The sequence below is a fragment of the Vibrio ulleungensis genome, from assembly GCF_016900875.1.
Taxonomy (GTDB): domain Bacteria; phylum Pseudomonadota; class Gammaproteobacteria; order Enterobacterales; family Vibrionaceae; genus Vibrio; species Vibrio ulleungensis.
In genome coordinates, this window is sequence record NZ_JAFEUM010000003.1 from 42,490 (window position 1) to 62,290 (window position 19,801).

Here is a 19,801-nt window from a genome sequence, read left to right on the forward strand (position 1 = left end):
CGGGCGTTGAAGAGAGCTTCGGTATAACTAAAAATCAAGAGGAATAATCATGCGCATCATTCTTTTAGGTGCTCCTGGTGCTGGTAAAGGTACCCAAGCTCAATTCATTATGGAAAAGTATGGCATCCCACAAATCTCTACTGGTGACATGCTTCGTGCTGCAATCAAAGCCGGCACCGAGATGGGTAAGCAAGCCAAAGCTGTCATTGATGCAGGCCAATTGGTTTCTGACGAAATCATTCTAGGTCTGATCAAAGAGCGCATCGCTCAAGATGATTGCGAAAAAGGGTTTTTGCTAGACGGATTCCCGCGCACTATTCCTCAAGCCGACGGCCTTAAAGAGCTCGGTGTAGAAGTAGATTACGTGATCGAATTTGACGTTGCAGACGATGTGATTGTAGAGCGTATGGCGGGTCGTCGTGCGCACATTGCGTCTGGCCGTACTTACCACTTGGTGTACAACCCACCAAAAGTGGAAGGTAAAGACGATGTAACGGGTGAAGACCTAGTGATCCGTGAAGACGACAAAGAAGAGACAGTACGTGCTCGTCTTGGCGTATATCACAATCAAACTGCACCTCTCATCTCTTACTACGGTAAAGAAGCAGAAGCAGGCAACACTAAGTACCTAAAATTTGACGGTACTAAGCAAGTGTCTGACGTAAGTGCGGATATCGAAAAAGCACTAGGCTAATCGAGCCGACAGCGAAAATTTGATATAGTAAGGGCAGCGAAATTCGCTGCCCTTTTTTTAATCTATTTTCAAGTACTTGGCGTACAAACTCAAACAGTCATTCAGTCTCTGCAGGAATCAAATACATGGACAAGAGCTCGACGCAACTCGGCGTGTTACTCGTTAATCTAGGCACACCGGAAGCGCCAACACCAAAGGCCGTTAGGAAATACCTCAGTCAGTTTCTTCACGATAAACGAGTCGTCGATATGACGCGCTGGTTGTGGTGCCCCATTTTACACGGCGTGATTTTGCCTGTACGCAGCCCCAAAGTGGCGAAGTTGTACGAATCGGTGTGGATGGAGCAGGGCTCACCGCTTCTGGTGCACACACAACGTCAAGCAAAAGCGCTCTCATCACTGCTCTCTTTGCCGGTTGAGGTAGGAATGACTTACGGCACACCAAGTATAGAAAGCGGCCTCCAGTCCCTTAAGCAGCAAGGCTGTGAACACGTTATCGTTCTACCGTTATATCCTCAGTTTTCACACACCACCACTTCGGCAGTGACAGATGCCATCGCAAGATTAGATTCAAGCTCACTGCCAACTTTGACGGTTGTTCAAGACTACCATGACCATGCAGCCTATATTGAGGCACTCGCGGACTCGGTAACGCAGCACTGGCAGCAACATGGTCAATCGGACTATTTATTGTGTTCCTATCATGGTATCCCACAGCGGTTTGCCGATAACGGAGACCCTTATCCTACGCACTGTGAATCTACGACCAATGCTCTGTTACAGCACCTTGGTCTCGATGACAGCCAAATGGGGATGAGTTACCAGTCTCGATTTGGACGAGAGCCTTGGTTAATGCCCTATACCGATGAAACATTAAAAGGATTACCTCAAAAAGGGAAAAATCGCATCGATATAATGGCGCCAGCCTTTGCAAGTGATTGCTTAGAAACCCTTGAAGAATTATCCGAGGAGTGTAAAGATATTTTCGTTGAAGCTGGCGGTATCGAATTTAGATACATTCCGTGCCTTAACGATAATACATTACATATAAAAATGATGGCCCAGCTGGTGCAGGAGGCTGTCGAGGAAGTTCAATGAAACGTTGGTATCTTCTCTACTGCAAACGTGGAGAAATTAAGCGCGCGGTGGCGCACTTAGAACGGCAAGGTGTAGGGTGTTATCAACCCATGATGCAAGTGGAAAAAATTGTCCGGGGCAAAATGCAGCGGCTCGACGAGCCGATGTTCCCAGGGTATCTGTTTGTTCATTTTGATTTTGAGCAAGGGCCTAGCTTTACAACAGTACAGTCCACTCGTGGCGTGTCGAAATTTGTTTCCTTTGGCAATACGCCCAAGGAAGTCGCTTGGGATATCATAGATGATATGCGCGACTATGAGCAGAATCATGCCGATGAAGTAGAAAGCGATTTGCCTCAAAAAGGGGATAAAGTGCGTTTAGCGACAGGACAATTTGCTGGATTAGAGGCGATTTATCACGAAGCGGATGGCGAGAAACGCTCCTATTTGATGCTGGATTTGATCAGTAAACCGGTGAAGCTGTCTGTTCCAAATAGCGACATAGAGCGTTGACTCTGTCGCAAGGCTAATACCAATCAAAGCAATTACCTGATCATTCTTGCTTGTTAAAATCACTGATAACGGCGTTAAAGGTTTTGTAGGTAGAACAACTGCCTACGGCAATCTTTGCCTTGTTCTCAGCGATTTTCCCGTCGCAATTTTCTGACCAGTTAATTACTTCGATTGGTATAACATGGGCATCAAAACGACAAGCATTAAAAAGGGCCAAATTAATTGGCCCTTTTCATTTTTATACGCTTAGTAAGAGTCGTTGTGTACTGATTGTACGGCTCGACCTGAAGGGTCAACCATGTTTTTGAACGTCTCATCCCACTCAACGGCTTTAGCCGACGAACAGGCTACAGAAGGGCCGCCAGGGACACATTCTGCGGCAGACGCCAATGGGAATAGTTCTTCAAAGATTTCACGGTATACGTAACCTTCTTTGGTGGCTGGTGTGTTATATGGGAATCTAAATTGAGCTGTTTCCATTTGTTGGTCAGTTACTTTTTGTTCCGCAACTTCTTTAAGCGTATCAATCCAGCTATAGCCTACACCGTCCGAGAACTGCTCTTTTTGGCGCCACGCAATAGCTTCTGGTAGGTAGTGTTCGAAACACTCACGTAAAATGTGTTTCTCCATCTTACCGTTACCACACATCTTATCTTCAGGGTTTAGACGCATTGCAACGTCGATAAACTCTTTGTCTAAGAATGGTACGCGACCTTCTACGCCCCATGCTGCTAAAGACTTGTTAGCACGTGCACAGTCAAACATGTTTAGAGCCAATAGTTTGCGTACTGTTTCTTCGTGGAACTCTTGTGCGTTAGGCGCTTTATGGAAGTATAGGTAGCCGCCAAAAATTTCATCGGCACCTTCTCCAGACAATACCATTTTGATGCCCATTGCTTTGATCTTACGACCCAATAGAAACATGGGTGTAGACGCGCGAATGGTGGTTACATCGTAGGTTTCAATGTGGTAAATCACATCACGAATGGCGTCTAGACCTTCTTGAATGGTGTAGGTCATTTCGTGGTGCACGGTGCCAATCTGTTCGGCAACTTCACGGGCCGCTTTTAGATCTGGTGCACCTTCTAGGCCGATGGCAAAGGAGTGAAGCTGTGGCCACCATGCCGCTGACTTTTCATCGTCTTCGATACGCATTGCGGCAAACTTTTTAGCCACTGCTGATGTGATAGACGAATCAAGTCCACCAGATAGCAAAACCCCGTAAGGAACATCGGTCATTAACTGACGTTTAACGGCATCTTCTAGTGCTTGAGTCAGTTCTTCTTTGCTGGTGGTGTTGCCTTGAACAGCAGCATACTCGTTCCAGTCGCGAGTGTAATAGCGAACTGGCTCTGCGTCGTCTGAACCATAATGACTACCTGGAGGGAATTCGCTGACAGTTTTAACTACCGGAACCAGCGCTTTCATCTCTGACGCGACGTAGTAGTTACCGTGTTCGTCGTAACCTTGATACAGCGGAATAATTCCGATGTGGTCACGACCAACCAAGTATTTGTCTTTTTCTTCATCGTAAAGAATAAACGCAAAAATACCGTTGAGCTCTTCAAGCAGCGCTTCACCCATGTCTTGATACAGGGCTAGAATGACTTCACAGTCAGAATCGGTCTGAAAATCGTACTTGTCTTCGTAACGTGCACGGATTTCTTTGTGGTTGTAGATTTCACCGTTCACCGCAAGAATAAGCTTCTTATCAGGGCTATATAGAGGTTGAGCACCACTGTTCAAGCCTACGATGGCTAAACGCTCGTGCGCTAAAATGGCACGCTCTGATGAATAGATCCCTGACCAGTCAGGACCACGATGTCGAAGAGTCTTCGACATTTCTAGTGCCACGGGACGCAATACAGCTGCGTCACTCTTAATATCCAAAATCCCAAATACTGAACACATAGGGCAACTTCATCCTTGTTTAAAAAATTAATTATTATCTTGTCTGTTAGGGGTAATTTGCCATTTTGATTAAAAAAAACAACCCCAATCAATAAAAAACATCAATCAATCGGGACATGATTAGAAAATATCTAATCAAAAGCCGAAATACTGATGATCCGTTAAAAGATGGCGAAAAAAGCATCATATAATAAAAAGGCACCAATAACAGTAATGCTATGGTGCCTAATTTTTTGTTAGTTCTGCATCGTGACTATGGCTGTTGTGGCGGCTCAAAATGGGGGGTGAGCTGCTCGCAGACGTGTTTGGCAAAACCACTACCAGCTTCGCGATAAATATCAAATGCCGCGTCAACACCTTGCTCTATAAATCCATCTACCTGATCTTGATATTCGGCTATTGCCGCGATTTTACCTTGATAGTTGCGGCTGCGAAGTTGATCGAGCGCTATTTGGTTACCTTTGTTATGCGGCATCGCGAGTAACACCATTTGTACTTTACCGGTGTCGAGGATACGCTCCCAAAAATCGGAGTCGGTCGCATCGCCAGTGATCACGTTTCTGTTGTGGCGCTGGTGATGGTCTGCGGTCTCTTCGCGCATTTCTACGCCCATGCAGATCGGACCATGACGGCTAGTCAGTTCATCATAGGCCCCAGTACCGACTCGGCCCATACCTAAAATAAGTACTTGAGCGCTACCAGGTCGAATGGGACGGTCTTGATGATGCAGTTTGTCTTCTGCATGCTCTCTAAGCCATTTGGAACTGCGGCGATAGAGCGCGTGGCCAAATCGGTTGAGCGGTGCTGAGACGACAAACGATAGCGCAACTGCTATTGCTAAGCCCACTAAAATTTCACCAGACATCCAACCCATTTTGTAGGCCAAACCGCCGACAATCAGACCAAACTCAGAGTAGTTAAATAGCGTCAGCGAGGCTAAAAAAGAGGTTCGAGCACGGAACTTAAATCCGTTGATAATGAGGAAGTATAAAATGCCTTTAAGTGGCAACAGCAACATGAATACAATGGCCAGCATAAACCCTGTCGAGGTTGGCTGTTCCGACAAACCAATGTTGAGGAAAAAGCAGACAAGGAACAACTCTTTAAGGTTAAACAGTGTTTTAGATAGCTCCGATGCCTTACTGTGTCCCGCCAGCAGCATACCCATTACCAATGCACCTAAATCGCCTTTCATGCCCACCAGTTCAAACAGCGCAGCACCGAAAACCAATGCTGCTACCATACCAAACAATACCAACATTTCTCCGTGACCTACTGAGTCGAGCAAGCGATACAGTATTGGGCGGACAAAAGGCAGCGCAAATAGGAATATGGCGTACCACTCAGGGAACTTTCCGGTCGATGCCGTGAGAAATACCACCGCAAAAATATCTTGCATGATCAAGATACCAATCGCCATGGTGCCGTAGGTCGCGTTCATTTCACCGTTATCTTGTAACGCTTTAATCGCAAATACGGTACTGGAAAAGGAGAGTGCAAAACCAAGCAGAATTAGCTGATTAAGATCTAGCGTTGCGAGAGAGGAGATACCCAAGAGCTTGAAGACACCGAGGGCTAAAACAAACACTAACGTGGAGGCAAGGTTATGGAGGGTTGAACCTAGCCAGATTTCTTTTCTTGTTAAGGTGCGAACATTGAGCTTTAGACCAATGGTAAACAGCAGCAGGGTCACCCCTAGGTCTGCGAGCGTCACCAACAATTCGTTACTTTCAAAGCCATTGATACTAAGAATAAATCCCGCGGCTAGAAAGCCCACCAAGGGTGGAAGTTTTAATTTCTGAGCAACCAGTCCAGAGATAAACGCGAAGGTGACAAACAGTAATTCCATTTTAGGCCGTATTTCTTATGTGAGAGGCAAGAGACTTGGTATCTGTAGCCCTAGTAATCCGTGAGGGCTACAGTAAGTGAGAAATAGGCTAGTCTTCAAGGATTTTTTGTAACAAGCTTCCGTTGAGCATCGCTCGTTTAATAATAGCGAACGCAGCGTAGGTGTGCTTATCACTCAATGCCGAGGCTTCGATGGGTAACCCTTGATTAAAGCTGCTCAGAGATTGGCTTTGAACATTGCGGGCAATCGCTGGAAACAGCAGTTCTTTGGCTTCGGTTATTTCACCGGCCAATACGACTTTCTGTGGGTTAAATAAGTTGATCATGATAGCGACCGCTTTGCCCAACTGATCGCCCACTTGCACTAAGCTTTGACGCGCCAACTCATCACCTTGTAGGGCGTGTTGGCAGACATCCTCTATTGTCATTGGTGATAATGTCGATAGGCTGGAGGCATAGCCTTGTGAAATTCGAGCTTGGATGCGCTTAAGTATTGCGGGATTGGACGCGATAGTTTCTAAGCAGCCAAAGTTGCCGCACTGACACTGTTCGCCCAGGGGATCGACTTGGATATGGCCAATTTCACCGACATTTCGATTGCTGCCTAAAAAAACTTGTCCACCTACAATGATGCCTGAGCCTGTTCCGTTATGTACGCGAATAAAAATGGAGTCTAAACAGTCTTTGGTCGACCCAAAGTAGTGCTCAGCGAGTGCCATGCCACGAACTTCGTTACCGATATAACAGGGAAGATTAAACTCATCGGAGATTAAGCTGCCAATAGGGTAGTTAGCAATATCGGTATTCGGCATGTAGTGAATCACGCCTTGTTCTGGATCAACGAGCCCGGGCACCGTAATTCCGATGGCCACTAATTGCTCTATTTTAGATTGTTGCTGACCGATAAACAGCCGAATATGGCTAATCAGTTGCGATTTAAGCTGCTCTTGATCTCGGTAACTAAAGCTTTGGTCTTTCTGCACCAACACTTCACCACCTAGGTCAATCAGACTGGTGTGGATAGAGTCTCGACCGACACTGATGCAAATACTGTGGAATGGGTTGACTTCGGTAGTAAGAGAAATAGCACGTCGGCCTCCTGTGGATGCTTGCTGTGCTACTTCTTTAATCAACCCTTTTTCGAGCAGTTGGCGGGTAATTTTTGTCACGCTTGCAGGAGCGAGTTGACTGACTTCGGCGACTTGAATACGCGAAATGGGACCTTGTTGGTCAATGAGCCGATAAACTGCGGCACCATTTATCTGTTTAACTAAGTCTACGTTGCCTATTTGACCGCCAATCATAATTATCCTTTGTGGTATTCTCCATTGACGACAGTTGCGGTAACGTTGAACTGTGCATCAAAGATGGCTAAGTTTGCCACATGGCCAGAGCGAATACGTCCTAGCGAGTGATCCATGCCAATTGCTTGTGCTGGGTAGAGAGAAGCCATTCGTAGCGCTTCATCAAGGGCGATACCCGCATGTTCGACGCTGTTTTGTACAGCTTCAATCATGGTAAGTGCCGAACCACCTAATGTACCATCTTCACCCACACATTTTCCATCACGGTAATATACTTTCTTCCCTACAAAAATAAAGTGATCCATCTCTGCGCCTGCTGGAGCTGTGGCGTCGGTCACTAATACCAGCTTATTTCCTTTCAGTTTATGGGCTAGGCGAACATTGGCGTAGTCAACATGGAACCCATCAACGATGATCCCAGCATAAACCTCAGGAGAATCGAATATCGCACCTACAATCCCAGGCTCACGCCCTGTCATTGGGGTCATTGCATTGAAAAGGTGAGTGGCAAATGTAATGCCATTGTCAAAGCTCTCGACAGCCTGCTGATACGTGGCGTTACTGTGCCCTATAGAAACGACAATGCCTGCTTGCTTCAGTTTTTGGATATGCACGGGATCGTTGTGCTCAGGAGCCAATGTCACTTTAGCAATGACATCGCTGTTTTGGCAGATTAAGTCGATCATGTCGTTGTCGGAAGGTCGAATATGGTCTTCTTGGTGAATGCCTTTTTTGGCAGCATTCAAGTACGGTCCTTCGAGGTGCAATCCTAGAGACTGGTTACGATACTCAGAATGGAACTGCTTAGCCGCTTCAATGGCTGATTGCATATCGCTATCCGACGAAGTGATCAATGTAGGAAGAAAGCTAGTACAGCCCGACTTTAAGTTGGTGTCATGCATGACTTTCATCGTGTGGGCGCTAATTTCGTCATTCAGCATGACTCCGCCACAACCGTTAAGCTGCAAATCGATAAACCCAGCAGTGAGATTAGCACCACCAAGATCAATCTGTTTGATGGTTGATGGCAGTTCATCCATTGAGACGATAGCGTCAATACGTTCGTTGTTGATTAGCACAGCGTGTTGCCTTAGAACGTCTCGGCCAGTATAGATAATGCAGTTAGTCAGTGCGTACATGAGCCACTCCAAAAATTTTAATCAATCTAACACTCTAAAAGGAGTGCGTGTCATCGTAATTAGGTTGTCACTGCCTGGAATTATTGATTCTAGCCTATAAATTGCTTACTTCATTTAGTGAGTAAAGAAAGCAAGTGATTGTGAGCCCTAACAGGCTACAGGCATGCGTGACGAATCGATTCTGAACGTCTATGCTTGGGGCATTAAACGTTACTTTATAGCGCTCATCATAATGCAAACGGATCGTTAATTCGCATTATAAAATAAGTTTTATGATCTGGCTAACATTTCTACGTCCATGGAGCGCTTTTGAGCGATAATTGTCACAATTTTGGGGGATTTAATTTGCGATGCGAATTTATAGTCTTACACTGAATAGGACTAAATTGTAGAGGCGAATTAAGTCTCGACGAAAGAATTATAAATTCCTATAGGGGGAACACACGGTGAACATTCTAGGATACTTTCAAAAGGTAGGTAAGGCGCTAATGGTGCCTGTAGCGACACTACCAGCAGCGGCGATACTCATGGGTATCGGTTATTGGATTGACCCAACCGGTTGGGGTGGCAACAGTGCATTGGCAGCCTTCCTTATCAAGGCGGGCGCAGCCATTATAGACAACATGTCAATTCTGTTCGCCATTGGTGTGGCTTACGGTATGTCTAAAGATAAAGACGGTGCAGCAGCGCTTGCCGGTTTTGTCTGCTTTACCGTTATCACTACGCTTCTTAGCCCTGGTGCGGTTGAACAAATCGGTCTTGTTATGGTGGATGACCCAGAAACCAAGCTGGCATTCGCAAAAGTTAACAACCAGTTCATCGGTATTCTTTCGGGTATTGTTGCGGCAGAACTTTATAACCGTTACTACCAAGTAGAGTTGCCAACGGCACTTGCGTTCTTCTCGGGTAAGCGACTTGTTCCTATCCTAACTTCTTTTGCAGGTATCGTGCTGTCATTTGTTCTAATGTACCTATGGCCAATGATCTTCTCTGGCCTGATTCACTTTGGCGAAAGCATTGTGGGTTTAGGTGAAGTTGGCTCTGGTCTATACGGCTTCTTTAACCGTCTACTGATCCCTGTGGGTCTTCACCACGCACTAAACTCTGTGTTCTGGTTCGACATGGCAGGCATTAATGACCTTGGCAACTGGTGGACACCAAATGCAATTGAAACAGGCGTTGGCGTAGTAGGCGAAACAGGCCGTTACATGGCAGGCTTCTTCCCAGTAATGATGTTTGGTCTTCCAGGTGCAGCACTTGCGATGTACCACACTGCAAAACCTGAGAACAAAGCGAAAGTAGCATCTATCATGATTGCGGCTGGCTTTGCATCATTCTTTACTGGTGTGACTGAGCCTCTAGAGTTCTCATTCATGTTCCTAGCACCAATGCTATTCGTATTGCACGCAGCACTAACAGGTTTCTCACTGTTCTTTGCCGACATGATGAACTGGACAGCAGGTTTTGGCTTCTCTGCAGGCCTTGTGGATATGGTTCTTTCAGCGCAAAACCCACTAGCAAACAAGTGGTACATGCTGATTGTTCAAGGCTTTGTATTCTTCGGTCTTTACTACGTCATCTTCCGCACTGCTATCGTTAAGTTTGGTCTTAAAACACCAGGTCGTGAAGATGAAGAAGCGTCTACTAATGAAGTCGCTGGCTCAAGCAACTCAGCTGAACTTGCTAAGCAGTACCTTAAAGCGATTGGTGGTCACAACAACGTAACGAACATCGACGCTTGTATCACTCGTCTACGCCTAACGCTGAAAGATTCAAGCGTGATTAGCGAAAAAGTTCTAAAAGACTTGGGTGCTATGGGTGTGGTTAAGCTAGGCACTAACAACGTTCAAATCATTCTTGGTCCACTTGCAGAAATCATTGCAGGCGAGATGAAGAAGATTCCTCAGGACGCTGACCTAACAGGTGTTGAGCTACCAGCATAACACTCCTTTTTAAATAAAGTGTTCAAAGCCTCCCTTGTGGAGGCTTTGTTGTTTTTGGATGAAACTATCCTATAGCGACCTCAATACCGTCCCATTCGCGCCCCGCGGATGTAACGGTAGTGAAGCTCACGCAGAGTGGCTTTCCCCACAAGCTCTACCATGAGATTTAAGCTGGCGCTCAAATCGCACGGTATAGCCAAAAAAAACCGATCTGTAGAGATCGGCTTTTGCGTGTACAGCGTCAATGGCTGTGATAATTCAAAGCGCTAGTTATACGCACGCGCCATTTTGCCAGCACCTGAGTATTGATAATCTTGACTATCAAAGCTAGCAAATAGAGATTCACCTTTGGTTAGTGTGATGCTTTGATCGTCACTTTGAATGCAAACCTCACCGTCTAAGCAGAATAGGATTTCTGCACTTTGTACAACATGCGATTGAGCCTGAGTTACTTCAACCACATCAAAGCCAAAGTCTTCAACAGGAATAGGGTAGCAGCTCACTCCATTGTTAGTACTTGGAAGCATTTTGATGCTTTGCGGGTCTATGGGTTGAAACAAGGTGTTATCGACAAGCTCTGCGACATCAATATGTTTTGGGGTTAACCCTGCACGAAGAACGTTGTCCGAGTTGGCCATAATCTCTAAACCTGTACCTCGCAAGTAAGCGTGCGGTGTTTCGGCGTAGAGAAACATCGCTTCTCCTGGTTGCAGTACTACAAGGTTAAGCATTAGCGGCGCAAATAGGCCAACATCGTCGTTGTAGTGCTGCTTGAACTCTTTACTGTAGGCAATGGCTTGTGCTGCCAACGGGCTCAAATTTGTCGCTGTGTAGTAACCATAAAGATCGTTCAAAGCAGACTGTTTTTCATCGCCGTCTAACGAAAGCAGGGCGTTAAATAGGCGCTTGAGCGAATCGCCATTAGGGTTGGCTGAAAATTCTCGAGCAACCTCGGCCAACGCGGTGATTTCAATCTCTTCAAACAACTTCACAATGTGTTGCAGAGGACGAAAGCCATTCATTGCGTGATACTCGGTCAGCGCGTACACCAACTCAGGTTTATGATTGGGATCTTTGTAGTTGCGATGTCCTGCCGACAGTTCAATACCTTGCTGATTTTCTCTTGCAAAGCCCTCTTCAGAACGTGCTTTGTTGGGATGAACCTGAATGGAGAGGGGGGTCGCGGCTGCAAGAACCTTAAATAGGTATGGCAATTCGCCAAATTTCTTGGCCGTTTTTTCACCAAGTTGCTGCTCAGGTTGTTGGTTTATTAGGTCTGACAGTAGTGTGTCGGTGCCAGCAAGTCTAGAGCAACCATTTGGATGCGCTCCCATCCATAACTCGGCTTGAGGTTGATTGTCGTCGTTGCTGTAACCAAACAGATCGTGCATTGAGCTTTTACTGCCCCATGCGTAATTTTGGATTACGTTGTTAAGCTTATATAGTGTCATTGTCTTCACTTTACGTTGTATTGCTCTGGTGTCCGAGAGGCGATCACTGCGAGAGCAATGGGTGTCCTATACACAACGTGGCGGCGATGTTTCTAGCGCGACGTGTCAAATTTTTTCTGCTTGTTCAAGTACCTGAGCCATAGGCCGTGGAGAACGTACTGTGCCAAAGAACGCTCCCATATTGCCATAGAGTAGATCAATATCTTGGGCAAAAGAGTGGGTGATCCCAATATTGGGAATGTTACGCCTGCCCCGTGATTGCTGATTGGAACGCGGCAAACAACATAGAAAAATCAATCCAGTAAAGCGCTGGGTTATCGGTGGTACTTAGCCAATTAGACTAGGAAAACCTTAGCTTGGCAAGAAACAAGGGTTGCCAAAGTTTCATGAATCATCTTCTAGTAGTAGAGCTTTTTAATCGAACTTGGTAGGGCGACAAGGACTAAGTCTTACGTGCTTTAGTTGCACCAACGCTAAACAGCTCAAGAGAGGCAATGTGGTTAATCAATTCAGAATAAGTTTCACCGCTCGATAGATAAAATTGGTGCAGCGCTCCTTAGAAGTCACATATTCGTGTGTTTATATCTTGTGGTTGAGTTCAAATTGATTGTCAGAGTGACGAGCCAGAGCGAATGCTCATGTTCATGTGGCTTGGCTCTAGATGTGAGCAGTAGGTGTCGATGTTGCCATTGCTACGTAGAAGGTAGCCCATTGATACGCCGGTTTCCCCAAATACTTGCCACACCATTAGTACAGATCTAAATCTGAAGAATGGAAGATGTAGAAGACAATTTATTGATATTTGTATTGTGTCTTCCTTGATGGTTGGCAGTGATGGTCGTTGGATGACATTTACTGAGGTTTTTGCTAAACAAATAAGCGCATCATTATGGTTGTATCTATTTGTTTATATTAGTTAGTGTTTGCTATGTGAATAGCGAGTATTAGCAATAATATATGTATTGATATTGTATTTCTTATAGCGTGACGGTCGCTGCAGATTTAGCAAGAACGACCAGGCTTTTGGTCACGTTTACCGTTGATCTTCATAATTTCAGCCAAATATTTGCCATACGTTGATGAAAGAATTATCTTGGGTAAAGTTAATTTGTATTATTTATTGTTGAGATGCTTATGGCCCGTTTACCGATGTATCGGAAAATTGCAGAAGCAATACGAGAAAAGATCCGTAGTGGAGACTATAAAGTTGGCACAGCCCTGCCTACTGAAGAGCGGTTGCGAGAAGAGTTTAACTGCAGTCGAGTCACTGTGAGACAAGCGCTTAAACTGCTTACTGAGAGTGAAGAGCTAGAGAGCATTCAGGGCAGTGGCACGTATGTTAAAGCGGCTAAAGTTAACTATGGTATCGACAAGCAAAGCAGCTTTTCTGAAAAGTGGGCTCACCTTAAAGGTGTGACTCACAGTGACGTGTTGGCGTTTGAGATACAAGCGGCTTCGCTTACTCAAGCTGAACATCTCGATATTGAAGAAGGGGAGCGGATTTATTACATCAAACGGATCCGCTTTGTTAATGACAACCCTATTACTGTTGAGGAGACTTGGATGCCGACCGCAATGTTCCCTGATCTCAATTATCAAGTGATGCAAAACTCGAAGTACGACTATATCGAGAAACAGAAAAAGCTAACCATTGATCGTAGCGAACAAGAGATCGTCCCTATTTTACCGACAGACGATATTGCCAGCTTATTGGGTATTGAAACGCAGCGTCCGATTTTCGAAAAGCGCACTCGCGGTTATCTAGATGATGACACGGTGTTTGAGTACAGTTGCAATTATTTTAAGCCAGACGACTACAAATTCACCTTAGTGGCAAAGCGCCATCGAAACTAGCGTTTAATTCCATCAAATACGGAAAAATACAGCGGAAAATGACAGTTTCTAGTTGTCTATTGCCTAATAAATGTGGATCATTGAACGTTACACCATTAAACCCATTTTTGAGATTCAGAGGTAATCCTTGATGAGTGAAGCTGAGGCTCGCCCAAGCAACTTTATACGCCAAATCATTGATAAAGATCTGGCCAGTGGCACCCACACCACAGTCCATACTCGATTCCCACCGGAGCCAAACGGCTACCTGCACATCGGTCATGCAAAGTCGATCTGCCTAAACTTTGGGATTGCTCAGGATTACCAAGGGCAGTGTAACCTGCGCTTTGATGACACCAATCCAGAGAAAGAAGATGTCGAATACGTTGAGTCTATTAAGAGCGACGTAGAGTGGCTAGGCTTTGAGTGGGCTGGTGACATTTGCTACTCGTCAAACTACTTCGACAAACTTCACGACTACGCCGTTGAACTGATTGAAAAAGGTTTGGCGTACGTAGAGGAGCTGACTCCAGAACAAATTCGTGAACACCGTGGCACCTTAACTGCACCGGGTAAAGAAAGCCCGTATCGCGACCGCAGTGTTGAAGAAAATCTAACGCTGTTTAAAAAGATGCGTGAAGGTGGCTTTAAAGAAGGTGAAGCGTGCCTACGAGCTAAGATCGACATGTCATCATCGTTTATGGTGATGCGCGATCCAGTGCTTTACCGCGTGCGTTTTGCTCACCATCATCAAACGGGTGATAAGTGGTGCATCTACCCGATGTATGACTTCACACACTGTATTTCAGATGCGCTGGAAGGGATCACTCACTCATTGTGTACCCTTGAGTTCCAAGATAACCGTCGTTTGTACGATTGGGTGTTGGACAACATCACCATTGAGACTCAGCCACGTCAGTACGAGTTTAGCCGCCTAAACCTAGAATACACGGTGATGTCAAAACGTAAACTGATCCAGTTGGTAAGCGAAAACCTAGTCAGCGGTTGGGACGATCCTCGTATGCCGACTATCTCAGGTTTGCGTCGTCGTGGATTTACCCCGGCCTCTATACGTGAATTTTGTAAGCGTATTGGTGTGACCAAACAAGAGAACATGATCGAGTTTGGCTCATTAGAGTCGTGTATTCGTGATGATCTTAACGAAAACGCACCACGTGCGATGGCGGTACTCGATCCAATTAAACTGGTAATCGAAAACTTCGGTGAAGAAGAGACGCTAACCGTTGCTAACCACCCGAATAAGCCAGAAATGGGTACTCGAGAAGTGCCGTTTACTCGTGAAGTGTTTATTGAACGCGATGACTTCCGTGAAGACGCCAATAAGAAATACAAGCGTCTGGTACTGGGCAAAGAAGTGCGATTGCGCGGCGCCTATGTGATTAAAGCTGAACGTATTGAAAAAGACGATGAAGGCAACATCACCACTATTTTCTGTAGCTATGACGCGGACACGTTAGGTAAAAACCCTGCTGATGGTCGTAAGGTCAAAGGTGTGATCCATTGGGTATCAGCCAGCAAGGGTGTTGAAGCAGAAATTCGTTTGTACGATCGTCTGTTTACTGTTCCAAATCCTGCAGCAGAGTCTGATTTTACTCAGGTGATTAACCCAACGTCATTAGAAGTGTTAAATGGCGTGGTTGAGCCGAGTCTCTCTTCAGCGCTCGCTGAGCAGGGCTTCCAGTTTGAACGAACAGGATACTTCTGTGTCGACAGTAAAGACTCTACGTCAGACAAGCTGGTGTTCAACCGTACGGTTGGTTTGCGTGATACTTGGGCAAAAATCGCAGGTTAAAATAGCCACGATTACCCTTTGACGTCAGTAAAAAACAATTGAAAACCGAGCGAGTTATCGCTCGGTTTTTTTGTTTCTAGAAATGCTTATAGACTGCCGCTTAACGGTGCACTGTTGTCACAGCGCCGGTTCTAGAGTCATACCACATAACGTGCTTAGCAATATCTGGATCGGTATCGAACCCTGACTGCGTGTATATGTAGTAGCACTGTGTCCATTTTTGCCCTTCACCAGGAATAAAAGTTTGCGAACGACGGGTATAAAAGTCGACATTATCGATCTCGGCTTGTAGCTCGCTTACCGTGTAGTCCGAGATCATAATCGCATCCCAAATAGCAGTACAACCGGCGTGGCCGCGCCCTATATTGTAGGGTTGCGCTAATCGATCGGCCTTGTCGGTGCCTATGGGGTAGCCGACATCATTCATGTCGAGGTTTTTGTCTTCGTCACCGTCTTCACTTTCGGCATAACCTGGAAGGTTAGTGAAAGCAACGGCGCCGTGTCCATTTACGTACCAGCGGGAATGAGCAAAGGAAATGCCTTGTTCAAATTGACTTGCGGTTCCGTTAATTGAAGCAATGGTAGCGTCTTCGGAAAGATTGATAAAACGAGGTGCAGCCACGACAGCGAGTACGGCAATCACTATTAAAGTGACGACTAATTCAATGAGGGTAAACCCTCGCTGTTTAAACGGATGCATCAAGAGATTCCTTCCTCTTATCCTCGTTCATTTAGCAGTTTTTAGTCATGCTTGCAGCGAGCAAGCATGAGTCTTACTTAGCGTTATGCGCTTTAGGATCGGTTTTGCAGTCACCGGATGCGCATTTACCATATAGGTAAAGACTGTGGTTAGTCAGTTGGATGTTGTACTTAGTCGCTATTTCACGCTGACGCTGCTCAATCACCTCATCGGTAAACTCAATCACGGCACCACAATCTAGGCACACTAGGTGATCGTGATGGTGTTGCGTGGAGAGTTCAAACACTGACTTACCGCTTTCAAAGTGGTGACGGCTTACAATTCCAGCATCATCAAACTGGTTCAGTACGCGGTAAACAGTGGCAAGGCCAATTTCTTCACCAAGGTCGAGCAGTTTTTTATAGAGGTCTTCGGCACTGATGTGCTGGTTACCAGGATGTTGCAACACCTCTAGAATTTTTAGACGTGGAAGAGTGACTTTGAGTCCCGCATCCTTAAGAGCTTGGTTATTGTCCGACATAATATTCCTTGTGTTAGCCGACCGTTTTTGCGTGTAGTTACTTAGGATTATAGGGAAGTCGATGCCAACATGAAACAATAACTTGTTGATGGTGAGAAAAAGAGATTGTAAATATGATGAAGATCGATCATATTGTGGTCTGACCAGTAACAATTTATTAACAGGTGTGTCGTGAGCCCAACCCTAGCAAAAATTTACACGCCCAACACTGTTCGGCGCGTCCTTAATTTGTGGCCTCCTTTTTGGGGGGCTGGTATCAAAATCACAGAGTTGAGCGATGATTTTCGCTATTGCCGTGTGCGCCTAAAGCGACGTTGGTGGAATCAAAATGCCAATCGCTCGCAGTATGGTGGGAGTATATTTTCATTAACGGACCCAATCTATTCAATGATGTTAATGGGCGTATTAGGTGAGCAATATTACGTGTGGGATAAGCAAGCTAGCATTGATTTTATTAAACCGGGCACATCCGAACTGCACGCCGAGTTTGTGATTTCCAATGACGTGCTTGACGAAATACAACGCTCAACGCTCACGGGTGATAAACATTTTCCTGAGTTCGTGACTCACGTAAAAAATCGTCATGGTGACGTTGTCTCCACCATTGAGCGCACACTTTATATTCGCAAGAAAGCTCAATTTCGAGAGCAGAGCTCAGTAAAAGAGTCCCTACAATAGCAACATTGAACTTAGCTATTTTTCAACAGGTACAAAAAAGCCAAAGCATTTAGCTTTGGCTTTTTAAATAGTCGATAGATGCTTAGTCTTCTAGCTCAGACAGACACATCTCTTCATAAATTTGTTTTACCCAAGCGTCAACACGCGCTTCAGTAAGCTCTGGTTGACGATCTTCGTCAATGCAAAGACCCACAAAATCGTCGTCTTCAGTCAGCGCTTTAGAGGCTTCAAATTCGTAACCATCGGTAGAGGTTTGGCCAATAATAGTACCACCCTTAGCTTCTACAATATCGCGAACTGTGCCCATAGCATCGCAGAAATATTCTGCGTAATCTTCTTGGTCACCACAGCCGAAAATTGCCACAAGTTTGGTCGAAAAATCGATCGCTTCTAGCTCTGGGAAAAAGTCGTCCCAATCACACTGCGCTTCACCGTAGTACCAAGTTGGGATACCTAACAGCAACAAGTCAAAATTATCAATGTCTTCTTTACTGCTTTTCGCAATATCTTGTACATGCACCAGCTGTTTACCCAGCTGTTTTTGAATCATCTTTGCGATTGCTTCGGTGTTGCCTGTATCGCTACCAAAGAAGATACCTACACTTGCCATAGTTTCTAAAACCTTATTTACAAATTTGAGGGTGTAAAGCGTCAGCCTATGCCTGCGCCTTCCCAGCTAACCTGAATGATGCCTTTGACAATAAATCCAGCGCAGCCCAAAAAGAGCACCAACCACACTATGCGTTGCCCAAAAGGGGGCACTTTCGCTTGCTTCAACACATCGCGTATTGCCATACCAATCAGAAAAAAGATGGCCGCGAATAGGAAGTTAAGACCTAAGGTCTCGAGCGTCTCCATGTGGTCGTACAGCATGAGGGGTCTCTATCCATAAAAGTGCAAGCACTATATCATTGTTGCGGTTTAATGTTAACGCTGCGTTCAAAACTTTAGCGAGATAAAAACCGTTCAATTGCTCGAGCAACTTGCTGAGGTTTTTCTGCATGTAGCCAATGGCCTGCGTTACTTATCACGTGTGCTTTTACGGCTGGAAACTGCGCCACAATTTGAGCTTGATGTTGTTGTTGGACGTAATCTGAATCACCACCAATAACCATTAATGTGGGGAGCGTATTAGGTGCTTGTTGCTCCCAGCCTAGAATAGACCAGTACTCTTTTTCTAACGTTGCAACATTAAAGCGCCAGCCAAATCCAGCATCTTGTTTATGTAAGGATTTACCCAAAAACTGAATCACCCCTTGATCGTCTAGATGCTGAGCCATTACTTTTAACGCGTCACTTCTAGAGCTAGGCACTGCATCCACCACGGCATTGAGCGCTTTGAGCACTTGAGTGTGCCGAGCCACGGTATAAGCCACAGGGGCCATATCCAGCACCGCTAATTTTTGAATTGAGTCTGGGAACAAATGCGCCATACGCATTGCGACTTTTCCGCCCATTGAATGCCCAACCACAGAGTAGCGATCAATGCCTAACTCGGTCATGCATTGATGAACTCTATTGGCCATGTCGGTGTAACTCACACTGTCGATGTGCTCTGAGCGACCATGATTGGGTAGGTCGATGCTGATGACCTGATAGTTTTGAGCGAGTTGCCTCGCGATAACGCCGAGGTTGTCCAAACTGCCAAAAAGACCGTGCAGCAACACTATCGGCTCTCCTTGACCATCAATCTTATAATGTAACATTAAGGTTTCTCACACAATTGGGCTCGCAAATTCCATGTATACCGTAGAGACTCGCTCGCGATTGGCTTATAATGCGCAGAGTTTATTATAAAGAGATTGTGAAAACGAATGAAAACCATTGAAGTAGATGAAGAACTTTACCGTTTCATTGCAAGCCAAACCCAGCACATTGGTGAAAGCGCCTCTGATATCTTGCGTCGTTTGTTGAAAGTAGAGCAAGCACGTATCGCAAAAGAAGCGGCACCCACTTTCGCGGCTGAGCCTGTGAACAAAGGCATCGTCGTTGGAAAAGAAGCCGGTTTGGATACCAAGCTTGATCGTGTAAAGACGGTTCGTGAACTACTGATCTCTGATGAATTTGCTTCACTGACCAAGGTTATCGATAAATTTATGCTGTTGTTAAAAACACTGTACAGCATCGATGCCGAAGCGTTTGCTGAAGCGACAGCAGTAAAAGGACGCAAACGTGTCTATTTTGCTGACAATAAAGAGTTATTGCTTGCCAGTGGCAACACGACTAAGCCTCGCGCGATTGACGGTTCTCCATTTTGGGTTATCACCAATACCAACACTAATCGTAAGCGCCAGATGATAGAGCAACTAATGGAGCGTATGACGTTCCCAGCAGAACTGGTAGAAAAAGTTGCCAAGGCAATCTAAAACACAGAATCCC

19 protein-coding genes are annotated in these 19,801 nt (G+C 45.5%); 8 read left to right on the forward strand and 11 right to left on the reverse strand.

All coding sequences use genetic code 11. From position 1 onward, the window contains the following. Window positions 1-49: 49 nt before the first annotated feature. From adk to rfaH, 3 genes are all read left to right on the forward strand, one after another. Window positions 50-694: an adenylate kinase gene (gene adk, locus JQC93_RS08805; protein WP_084886248.1), complete on the forward strand. Its 645-nt coding sequence runs from the start codon at window positions 50-52 to the stop codon at window positions 692-694. A gap of 125 nt (window positions 695-819) precedes the next feature. Then, on the forward strand, window positions 820-1,791 hold the full coding sequence (hemH, locus tag JQC93_RS08810) for a ferrochelatase (RefSeq protein WP_205158092.1): 972 nt from the start codon (window positions 820-822) through the stop codon (window positions 1,789-1,791). Continuing rightward, window positions 1,788-2,282: a transcription/translation regulatory transformer protein RfaH gene (gene rfaH, locus JQC93_RS08815; protein WP_205158093.1), complete on the forward strand. Its 495-nt coding sequence runs from the start codon at window positions 1,788-1,790 to the stop codon at window positions 2,280-2,282. The genes hemH and rfaH overlap by 4 nt, the downstream gene beginning before the upstream one ends. 246 nt (window positions 2,283-2,528) lie before the next feature. Here the strand turns inward: rfaH and asnB are convergent, their stop codons facing one another. The 4 genes from asnB to nagA form a co-directional block, all read right to left on the reverse strand. Then, window positions 2,529-4,193 carry an asparagine synthase B gene (gene asnB / locus JQC93_RS08820; RefSeq protein ID WP_205158094.1) on the reverse strand — a complete coding sequence of 555 codons (1,665 nt, stop codon included), beginning with the start codon at window positions 4,191-4,193 and terminating at the stop codon, window positions 2,529-2,531. Between the two features lie 253 nt (window positions 4,194-4,446). Continuing rightward, window positions 4,447-6,042 (reverse strand): cation:proton antiporter family protein, encoded by a 1,596-nt coding sequence (locus tag JQC93_RS08825; protein ID WP_205158095.1) that lies wholly within the window; start codon window positions 6,040-6,042, stop codon window positions 4,447-4,449. An 88-nt stretch (window positions 6,043-6,130) separates the two neighbouring features. Beyond that, a complete protein-coding gene (gene nagC, locus JQC93_RS08830; protein WP_205158096.1) occupies window positions 6,131-7,345 on the reverse strand; it encodes a DNA-binding transcriptional regulator NagC in 1,215 nt (404 codons plus the stop codon). 2 nt (window positions 7,346-7,347) lie between these two features. Then, window positions 7,348-8,484 carry an N-acetylglucosamine-6-phosphate deacetylase gene (gene nagA, locus JQC93_RS08835; protein ID WP_205158097.1) on the reverse strand — a complete coding sequence of 379 codons (1,137 nt, stop codon included), beginning with the start codon at window positions 8,482-8,484 and terminating at the stop codon, window positions 7,348-7,350. Between the two features lie 446 nt (window positions 8,485-8,930). On the opposite strand from nagA, the gene nagE reads away from it, so the two are divergent. Beyond that, on the forward strand, window positions 8,931-10,427 hold the full coding sequence (gene nagE, locus JQC93_RS08840) for an N-acetylglucosamine-specific PTS transporter subunit IIBC (protein WP_205158098.1): 1,497 nt from the start codon (window positions 8,931-8,933) through the stop codon (window positions 10,425-10,427). A 266-nt stretch (window positions 10,428-10,693) separates the two neighbouring features. On the opposite strand, the gene manA is transcribed toward nagE, so the two are convergent. Together manA and JQC93_RS08850 are read right to left on the reverse strand one after the other, a co-directional pair. After that, window positions 10,694-11,878: a mannose-6-phosphate isomerase, class I gene (manA, locus tag JQC93_RS08845; RefSeq protein WP_205158099.1), complete on the reverse strand. Its 1,185-nt coding sequence runs from the start codon at window positions 11,876-11,878 to the stop codon at window positions 10,694-10,696. A 610-nt stretch (window positions 11,879-12,488) separates the two neighbouring features. Beyond that, on the reverse strand, window positions 12,489-12,626 hold the full coding sequence (locus JQC93_RS08850) for a hypothetical protein (protein ID WP_205158100.1): 138 nt from the start codon (window positions 12,624-12,626) through the stop codon (window positions 12,489-12,491). 386 nt (window positions 12,627-13,012) lie between these two features. Here JQC93_RS08850 and JQC93_RS08855 point away from each other — a divergent pair, with 386 nt between their 5' ends. Beyond that, window positions 13,013-13,732, forward strand: a complete 720-nt coding sequence (locus tag JQC93_RS08855) for a GntR family transcriptional regulator (RefSeq protein WP_205158101.1) — start codon at window positions 13,013-13,015, stop codon at window positions 13,730-13,732. Window positions 13,733-13,862: 130 nt separating this feature from the next. Next, window positions 13,863-15,524, forward strand: coding sequence for a glutamine--tRNA ligase (gene glnS, locus JQC93_RS08860; protein ID WP_205158102.1), 1,662 nt, complete (start codon window positions 13,863-13,865; stop codon window positions 15,522-15,524). A 100-nt stretch (window positions 15,525-15,624) separates the two neighbouring features. Here glnS and JQC93_RS20455 read toward each other — a convergent pair whose 3' ends face one another. Continuing rightward, window positions 15,625-16,224 carry a prepilin-type N-terminal cleavage/methylation domain-containing protein gene (locus tag JQC93_RS20455; RefSeq protein ID WP_205158103.1) on the reverse strand — a complete coding sequence of 200 codons (600 nt, stop codon included), beginning with the start codon at window positions 16,222-16,224 and terminating at the stop codon, window positions 15,625-15,627. A gap of 73 nt (window positions 16,225-16,297) precedes the next feature. Further along, on the reverse strand, window positions 16,298-16,744 hold the full coding sequence (fur, locus tag JQC93_RS08870) for a ferric iron uptake transcriptional regulator (protein WP_084886228.1): 447 nt from the start codon (window positions 16,742-16,744) through the stop codon (window positions 16,298-16,300). Window positions 16,745-16,915: 171 nt separating this feature from the next. Here fur and JQC93_RS08875 point away from each other — a divergent pair, with 171 nt between their 5' ends. After that, window positions 16,916-17,422 (forward strand): DUF4442 domain-containing protein, encoded by a 507-nt coding sequence (locus JQC93_RS08875; protein WP_205158104.1) that lies wholly within the window; start codon window positions 16,916-16,918, stop codon window positions 17,420-17,422. 82 nt (window positions 17,423-17,504) lie between these two features. Here JQC93_RS08875 and fldA read toward each other — a convergent pair whose 3' ends face one another. The 3 genes from fldA to JQC93_RS08890 form a co-directional block, all read right to left on the reverse strand. Then, on the reverse strand, window positions 17,505-18,032 hold the full coding sequence (gene fldA, locus JQC93_RS08880; RefSeq protein WP_205158105.1) for a flavodoxin FldA: 528 nt from the start codon (window positions 18,030-18,032) through the stop codon (window positions 17,505-17,507). 41 nt (window positions 18,033-18,073) lie between these two features. Further along, entirely contained in the window at window positions 18,074-18,295 is a 222-nt protein-coding gene (locus JQC93_RS08885) for a DUF2788 domain-containing protein (protein ID WP_084886226.1), read from the reverse strand. A gap of 74 nt (window positions 18,296-18,369) precedes the next feature. Then, window positions 18,370-19,128 (reverse strand): alpha/beta fold hydrolase, encoded by a 759-nt coding sequence (locus tag JQC93_RS08890; protein WP_205158106.1) that lies wholly within the window; start codon window positions 19,126-19,128, stop codon window positions 18,370-18,372. Window positions 19,129-19,236: 108 nt separating this feature from the next. Between JQC93_RS08890 and seqA the strand changes: the two genes are divergently transcribed. Further along, entirely contained in the window at window positions 19,237-19,788 is a 552-nt protein-coding gene (gene seqA / locus JQC93_RS08895; protein ID WP_205158107.1) for a replication initiation negative regulator SeqA, read from the forward strand. Window positions 19,789-19,801 lie beyond the last annotated feature (13 nt).